Source organism: Streptomyces sp. C10-9-1 (assembly GCF_024497955.1).
Classification (GTDB): Bacteria; Actinomycetota; Actinomycetes; order Streptomycetales; family Streptomycetaceae; genus Streptomyces; species Streptomyces sanyensis.
On record NZ_JANHKP010000001.1, the window covers coordinates 602,764 to 609,775 of the forward strand.

The window sequence follows — 7,012 nt, forward strand, 5'->3', positions numbered from 1 at the left end:
CCTCGGGTGGTCGGCTCGGGAAGCGGGGCGCGGCTCAGAAGTTGCCGAGTCCGCCGCAGACGTTGAGGGCCTGGGCGGTGATGGAGGCCGCCGTGTCGGAGGCGAGGTAGCCGACCAGCCCGGCCACCTCCTCCGGGGTGGAGTACCGGCCGAGGGGGATCTTGGCCGTGAACTTCTGCATGATCGCCTCCTCGGAGGTGTCGTACGCCGCCGCGTAGCCGGCCCGCACCCGCTGGGCCATCGGCGTCTCGACGTAGCCGGGGCAGACCGCGTTCACGGTGATGCCGGTGGGGGCGAGTTCGTTGCCGAGCGCCTTGGTGAAGCCGACCACCCCGTGCTTGGAGGCGGAGTAGGGCGCTCCCAGCACCACGCCCTGCTTCCCGGCGGTGGAGGCGATGTTGATGATCCGGCCGCGGTCCTTGCCGCGCATGCCGCCGGTGTTCAGCACGGCGCGGGTGAGCCGGAAGACACTGGTGAGGTTGGTCTCCACGACGTCGTTCCACAGCTCGTCGTCGAGGTCGGCGGTGACCCCGCCACCGCTGCGTCCGGCGTTGTTGACGAGGACGTCGACGGTGCCGAAGCGGTCGACCGCGGCCTGCACGAAGGCGTCCACGGACTCGGGCGAGCGCACGTCGAGCACCGTGCCGTCGACGTCCAGCCCCTCGTCGCGCAGGGTCTTGACGGTGGCCGCGACGTTCTCGGCGTCACGGGCGCCGATGTAGACGCGGTGGTCCTGCGCGGCCAGCAACCGGGCCACCGCCAGGCCGATGCCGCTGGTGGCACCGGAGACGAGGGCGACGGGTCGGGGGTTTTCGGGCATGGCTGCTCCTTCGGGAGACCGGGATGCGGCAAGGGGTGCGGGGAGCGGCCCACGGGCTGCGCGGGCCGTGCGGGGCCGGGGGCTCCGGGGTCGGTCGGGGAGGGTCAGGCGGGTGCCGTCTGCCCCAGGTGCTCGTTGACGACCTCGACCATGCGGCGCGGGGTGCGCACCTCGCCGACCACCGAGTCGTCGAGGGTGATCGCGTACTCGCGCTCGATGCGGCCGCACGTCTCCAGGAGCGCCAGCGACTCGTAGCCGAGGTCCTCGAACTCGGTGTCGAGGATGTCGCCGTCGAAGTCCACGCTCTCGTCGGCGCCGGCCCCCTCGCGCAGGATGCGCTTGAGGTCCTCCAGGGTGAAGGTCTGGTTGTCCATGTCCTTGTCCGTTCTCTCGTGTTGGGGAAAGGGGTCCCGAAGGGGCTACGGCGCGCCGACGACGGCGGCCGAGTTGAATCCGCCGTGGCCGCGGGCCAGCACCAGGGCGTGGCGGACGGTCATCACCCGGGGTTGCCCGGTGACCAGGTCGAGGTCGTAGCCGGGGTCCGGCTCGACGGTGACCGTGGCGGGGACGAGGCCCTCCCGCATGGCGAGCAGGGCGGTCGCCACGTCGAGGGGTGCGGCTCCGGAGTAGAGGCGTCCGGTCATCGTCTTCGGGGCGGTGACGGGCACCCCGCGCGGCCCGAAGACGGCGTTCAGCGCCTCGGCCTCGACCCGGTCCAGCTCCGGGACCGCCGCGGCGTCGGCGAACACCACGTCGATGTCGCCGGGCGCCAGCCCCGCGTCGTCGAGGGCGAGTTCGACGGCCTTGCGCAGTCCGGGCGGGCGGCCGCTGCCGGGCGCGGGATCGAAGGTGGAGCCGTAGCCGGCGAGGTGCCCGTAGACCGTGGCACCGCGCTCGGCGGCGGCCGCCTCGTCCTCCACGACGAGGATGGCACCGCCCTCGCCGGGGACGTGCCCCGCGGCGGAGGGGGCGAAGGGGGCGTACGCGGTGCCCGGGTCGTCGCCGGTGGACAGCCGGCCGCCGGCCAGCTGGGCGACCCAGCCCCAGGGGCAGATCGAGGCGTCCACCGAACCGGAGACCACCAGCCGGGTGCCCTTGCGGATCTGGCGGCGGGCCTGGGCCAGCGCGTCGAGGCCGCCCGCCTGGTCCGAGACGACGACCCCGCTGGGGCCCTTCATGCCGTTGCGGATGGATATCTGGCCGCTGTTGACGGCGTAGAACCAGGCGAAGGACTGGTAGGCGGAGACGTACTGGCTGCCCTCGGCCCACAGCTTCTGCAGCTCGCCCTGGCCGAACTCGAAGCCGCCGGAGGAGCTGGCGGTGACCACGCCCATGGAGTACGGGGGCAGGTCGGCGGGGACCACCCCCGCGTCCGCCAGGGCCCAGTCGGTGGCGACGAGGGCCAGGCGCGTCATGTGGTCGGTCTGGGCCATCAGCCGGCTGGGCAGGTGCTCGGAGGCGGTGAACCCCGGCACCTCTCCGGCCAGCCGCGCCGGGTAGGCCGAGGGGTCGAAGCGGGTGATCCGTCCGATGCCGCTCTTGCCGACCCGGGTCGCTGCCCAGTACGCCTCCGTTCCGAGCCCGTTGGGGGCCGTGATGCCGAGGCCCGTCACCACGGCGCGCGGGGTGCCCGTGCTCATGCCGCTCTCCTCTCCGGCCGGGCCAGCACCATGGCGCTCTGGAAGCCGCCGAAGCCGCTGCCGACGGTCAGGACCGTGTCGGTGCGGTGCTCGCGTGCCGTCAGGGGCACGTAGTCGAGGTCGCACTCCGGGTCCGGTGTGTGCAGGTTGGCGGTGGGCGGCACGACGTGGTGCTCCATCGCGAGGACGGAGGCGGCGATCTCGATGGAGCCGATGGCGCCCAGCGAGTGCCCGATCATCGACTTGATGGAGGAGACCGGCGTCCGGTAGGCGTGCTCGCCCAGGCTCTTCTTGAGGGCGGCGGTCTCGTGGCGGTCGTTCTGCTTGGTGCCGGAGCCGTGCGCGTTGACGTAGTCGACGGTCTCGGCGTCCAGCCGGGCCTCCTGCAGCGCCACCCGGATCGCCTCCGCCATCTCCGCCCCGTCCGGGCGCAGTCCCGTCATGTGGAAGGCGTTGCACCGGGAGGCGTATCCGGCGATCTCCGCGTAGATGTGGGCGCCGCGGCTGCGTGCGCCCTCCAGCTCCTCCAGGACGAAGACCGCGGAGCCCTCCCCGAGGACGAACCCGTTGCGGGTCCCGTCGAAGGGCCGGGAGGCGTGCTCGGCGTCGTCGTTGCGGGGGGTGGTCGCCTTGATGGCGTCGAAGCAGGCCAGGGTGATCGGGGAGATCGGCGCGTCCGTCGCCCCGGCCACCATCACGTCGGCCGAGCCCTCACGGATGAGTTCGGCCGCGTGTCCGACGGCGTCGATGCCGGAGGTGCACCCGGTCGACACGACCGTGGCGGGGCCCTCCGCCCCCACCGCCCAGGCGACCTCGGCCGCGAAGGAGCTGGGGACCAGGTAGTTGTACAGGTGCGGGACCGTGTAGGCGGGGTCGACCTGCCAGAGCCGGCCGCCGTCGCTCACGACGCGGTACTCCTCGTCCAGGCCCATCGTCGCGCCGACCGCGCTGCCGATGGTGACGCCCGTGCGGTAGGGGTCCGCCCCGGCCGGGTCCAGGCCGCTGTCGGCGACGGCCTCCCGGGCCGTGACCACCGCCAGCTGCGCCGCCCGGTCCATCCGGCGGATCTCCTGCGGGCCCAGTCCGTGCGCCTCCGGGTCGAAGTCGATCTCGGCGGCGACCCGCGAGCGGAACGGGGAGGGGTCGAAGAAGGTGATGCCGCGGGTGGCGGTGCGGCCCGCGGTGAGCAGGCCCCAGAAGTTCTTGACCCCGATGCCGTCGGGGGCGGTGACGCCCACCCCGGTGATGACCACGCGTCGGGCGCTCACCCCCGTCCCTCCCAGTCGTAGAAGCGGGTGGCGAGGGCGTCGGCCGGGGACCGCCAGGTGGCCGGGTCGTAGGCCTCGATGAAGGGCTTGAGGTCGTCGCTGATCCGCTGGAAGCGCGGGTCGGTCTTGGCCGCCTCGATCAGCTCGCCGCCGTTGTCGGTGTCGAAGTCCTGCAGATGGAAGTAGAGGTTGCGGTACGAGAAGAGCTGACGGCGCCGGGTGCCCATCAGCTGCGGCATCTCGGTCGCGTCGAACTCCCGGAAGAGCCGGGCGACCTCCTGGGCGGACCCGGGGTTCATCCTGGCCACGATCAACGTGCTGTGCATGGGGTCTCCGTAGGTGTCGGGCGTCTCGTGGAGCCGGTCGCCGGTTCAGCGCGCAGGGCCGAACCAGCGGTCCAGCGCCATCGGCAGGTCGGCGAAGCTGCCGGGCGCGGCCCACGCCACATGGCCGTCCGGGCGCAGCAGCAGGGCGCTGGTGTTGCCGAGGCAGCCGGCGGTGGGGCCGGGCACGGTGGCGGTGACGATGTCGACGCGGTCCGCCCAGGGGGCGGCCCGGCGCCGCAGTTCGGTGTTGTCCTGGAGGTCCAGCAGCACCCCCCGGCCGGTGCGCAGGGCCTCGGTGCTGGATGTCGGCTGCCCGTCCCCTTCGAGGGGGACGTGCGGCAGCCGCAGGCCCAGCAGCGGGTGGGAGCCGCCATCGAGCGGGTAGTGGATGTCCAGGCCGCCGACCATGGCCGCGAAGTGCTTGCTGACCTCGGGGTAGCGGATCAGCTCGTGCAGCACGTCGCGCAGCGGCTGCATCTCGGCGCCGCTCAGGAACAGCAGCCCCTGTGCCTGGGTGTTCATCAGCAGCCGCTTGCCGACCGGGTGGCGCTCGCCGTGGTAGGTGTCCAGCAGCGACTCCGGGGCCTGGCCCCGGACCACCGAGGCCAGCTTCCAGCCCAGGTTCACGGAGTCCTGGATGCTGGTGTTCATCCCCTGGCCGCCGGCCGGGAGGTGGATGTGGGCGGAGTCCCCGGCGAGGAGGACCCGGCCGCGCCGGTACTCGGTGACGAGCCGGGTGGCGTCGCCGAACGAGGAGACCCACACCGGCTCGGCGTGCGAGATGTCGTCCCCGGTCAGCCGCTGCCAGGCGTCCGCCACCTCCTGCCAGCTCGGCGGGGTCTCGCGGCGGCGGGGCGGGGTGCCCCGCTCGCAGACGATCAGCCGGGTGGTGCCTCCGGGGAGCGGGCCGACCATCACCATGCCGCCGGTCAGGGTCTCCCCGATCATGCGCGGTTCGAGGGTGATGCCCTTGACGTCCGCGAGGAACATCTCCATGGTCGCGGCGGTGCCGGGGAAGTCGAAGCCGGCCGCCTTGCGCACGGTGGAGCGGCCGCCGTCGCAGCCCACGAGGTAGTCGGCACGCAGGGTGCGGACCCCGTCCGGGCTGCGCACCTCGACCTCCACGCAGTCCTCCTTGTCGGTGACGGAGAGGAGTTCGTGGCGGCGCCGGATGTCGGCACCGAGCTGGGTGGCCCATTCCTCCAGCACGGTCTCGGTGGCGGACTGCGGGATCGTCTTCGCCGCCTGGTGCGCGCCCCTGAGGACCCCGAAGTCGACGGGCAGGCCGCCGAAGTGGCCCACGTTGCTGAGCTCGATCTCCCCGAAGCGGGAGAGCAGGCCGCGCTGGTCGAAGATCTCCATGGTCCGGGCGGTGAAGCCCAGGCCGCGGGACTCCCCGGTGCGCCGGGGCAGCTTCTCCAGCACGATGACGTCGGCGCCCGCGAGACGCAGTTCGCCGGCCAGCATCATGCCGGCCGGTCCCGCGCCCGCGACGATCACTTGTGCATCCATCGGTCCTCCTCGTGGGATCCCGCCGGGGGGGCGGGGAACGGATCCTGCGGTGCGCTGCAAGGGGGTCGCCGGTTCACCGGCGGAAGCGGGCCAGCCCCTGGTTCGCCGTGTGCGCGGCCGCCGCGTGGCGGGGGTCGGGGGCGAGCGCCTGGTGGCGTACGGCGACCTCGGCGAGCTTGATGGCGTGCTCGTCGCCGATGGCCGCGGCGGTGGCGAAGACCTCGGGGAGGTCCGGTGCTCCGGAGGGCCCGGCCGTCCCGTCGGCGGGCCTGGTCACGGAGAACCAGCCGAGCATCGAGGCGCTGACGTCCCGTGCCACCCGGTAGGAGACGTGGTGCTGGGCGGCCGGCAGGTGTTCGACGACCAGGCGGACGGCCGCGGGGCCGGTGATGGAGTGGATCAGCGGCACCGGGTGGTGCTGGGGCACCGAGGCGTACACGCCGGAGTACTCGGCCACCAGGCCGTCGAGCAGGGCGGTCGCGCTCCCGCCGGGCTCCGCCTCCTCGTTGGGCGGGGGGTAGGCGTCGCCGGGGCTGATCCGGGTGTGGGTGGCATAGCGTGCGGCCCAGTAGCCGAGCCCCTGGGCCAGCTCGTCGCGGAGCAGCCGGTCGTCCGCGCCGGGTTCCGCGCGGGAGACCGCCCGGACCGCGTGGGCCGTGCGGATGACCCCGTGGGTGAGGACGCCCGACATCCCGGGGAGCAGCCGCGGCCACCACCGCGCCAGCACCTCGCGCCAGGGGGCGAGGGCGAGTTCCCTGGCGAAGAGGGCGGTCCAGTCGGCCACGCGGTCGAACCGGCCCAGCGCGGAGCGCCAGTCCTCCGGGTCCGCCGGGTCGATGGTCCACCGTGCCCCGGGCGGGTCGTGGTACGTGTGGGTGCGGAGGTTGCCGTCGACCCATCCGGGCACGGCGTCCGCGTATCCCATGCAGGCCAGTGCCTCGGCCGCCATGGGGGCGTGGTTGACGAACCGGGGTCCGTGCTCGAACCCGACTCCGCGCAGCCGCTCCAGGGCCCCGCTCACGGCATCGTGGTAGGTCAGTGGTGCCACGGGCCGTCAGTCCTTGATCTCGCAGATGGCGGCACCCGTGCTCACGGTGGCGCCGACGTCGGCTGCCAGGCCCTTGACGGTGCCGGAGCGGTGGGCGTTCAGCGGCTGCTCCATCTTCATGGCCTCCAGGACGACGATCAGGTCGCCCTCCGTGACCTCCTGGCCCTCCTCGACCGCCACCTTGACGACGGTGCCCTGCATGGGCGAGGCGAGCGTGTCGCCGGAGACCGCGGCCCTGCGCGCTCCCGCTCCGCGGGGGCGGGACCTGCCGGGTCTCGGGGGTGCGGCCCCCGCGCGCGCCAGGGCGGGAAGGGAGGGCAGGACCACTTCGAGGCGCTGCCCGCCGACCTCGACGACCAGCCGTTCGCGGACGGCCTCCGCGTCGGCTCCGGTGTCCT

The 7,012-nt window shown here is 73.4% G+C and carries 8 protein-coding genes; all 8 read right to left on the reverse strand.

Annotation, left to right across the window (positions count from 1 at the left end; translation table 11 throughout):
- Positions 1–34: 34 nt before the first annotated feature.
- On the reverse strand, positions 35–820 hold the full coding sequence (fabG, locus tag NPS70_RS02535) for a 3-oxoacyl-ACP reductase FabG (RefSeq protein WP_256522131.1): 786 nt from the start codon (positions 818–820) through the stop codon (positions 35–37).
- A 104-nt stretch (positions 821–924) separates the two neighbouring features.
- Positions 925–1,194 carry an acyl carrier protein gene (locus tag NPS70_RS02540; protein WP_256522133.1) on the reverse strand — a complete coding sequence of 90 codons (270 nt, stop codon included), beginning with the start codon at positions 1,192–1,194 and terminating at the stop codon, positions 925–927.
- Positions 1,195–1,239: 45 nt separating this feature from the next.
- Complete coding sequence (locus NPS70_RS02545) at positions 1,240–2,460, reverse strand: ketosynthase chain-length factor (protein ID WP_256522135.1); 1,221 nt, start codon at positions 2,458–2,460, stop codon at positions 1,240–1,242.
- On the reverse strand, positions 2,457–3,728 hold the full coding sequence (locus tag NPS70_RS02550; RefSeq protein WP_256522138.1) for a beta-ketoacyl-[acyl-carrier-protein] synthase family protein: 1,272 nt from the start codon (positions 3,726–3,728) through the stop codon (positions 2,457–2,459). The genes NPS70_RS02545 and NPS70_RS02550 overlap by 4 nt, the downstream gene beginning before the upstream one ends.
- Entirely contained in the window at positions 3,725–4,054 is a 330-nt protein-coding gene (locus tag NPS70_RS02555; RefSeq protein ID WP_256522140.1) for a TcmI family type II polyketide cyclase, read from the reverse strand. Before NPS70_RS02555 ends, NPS70_RS02550 begins: the two co-directional genes overlap by 4 nt.
- A gap of 45 nt (positions 4,055–4,099) precedes the next feature.
- Positions 4,100–5,566 carry an FAD-dependent monooxygenase gene (locus tag NPS70_RS02560; protein WP_256522144.1) on the reverse strand — a complete coding sequence of 489 codons (1,467 nt, stop codon included), beginning with the start codon at positions 5,564–5,566 and terminating at the stop codon, positions 4,100–4,102.
- Between the two features lie 73 nt (positions 5,567–5,639).
- Positions 5,640–6,614: a hypothetical protein gene (locus NPS70_RS02565; RefSeq protein WP_256522146.1), complete on the reverse strand. Its 975-nt coding sequence runs from the start codon at positions 6,612–6,614 to the stop codon at positions 5,640–5,642.
- Between the two features lie 6 nt (positions 6,615–6,620).
- A partial coding sequence (locus NPS70_RS02570; protein ID WP_256522148.1) for a biotin/lipoyl-containing protein occupies positions 6,621–7,012 on the reverse strand: 392 nt, incomplete at its 5' end.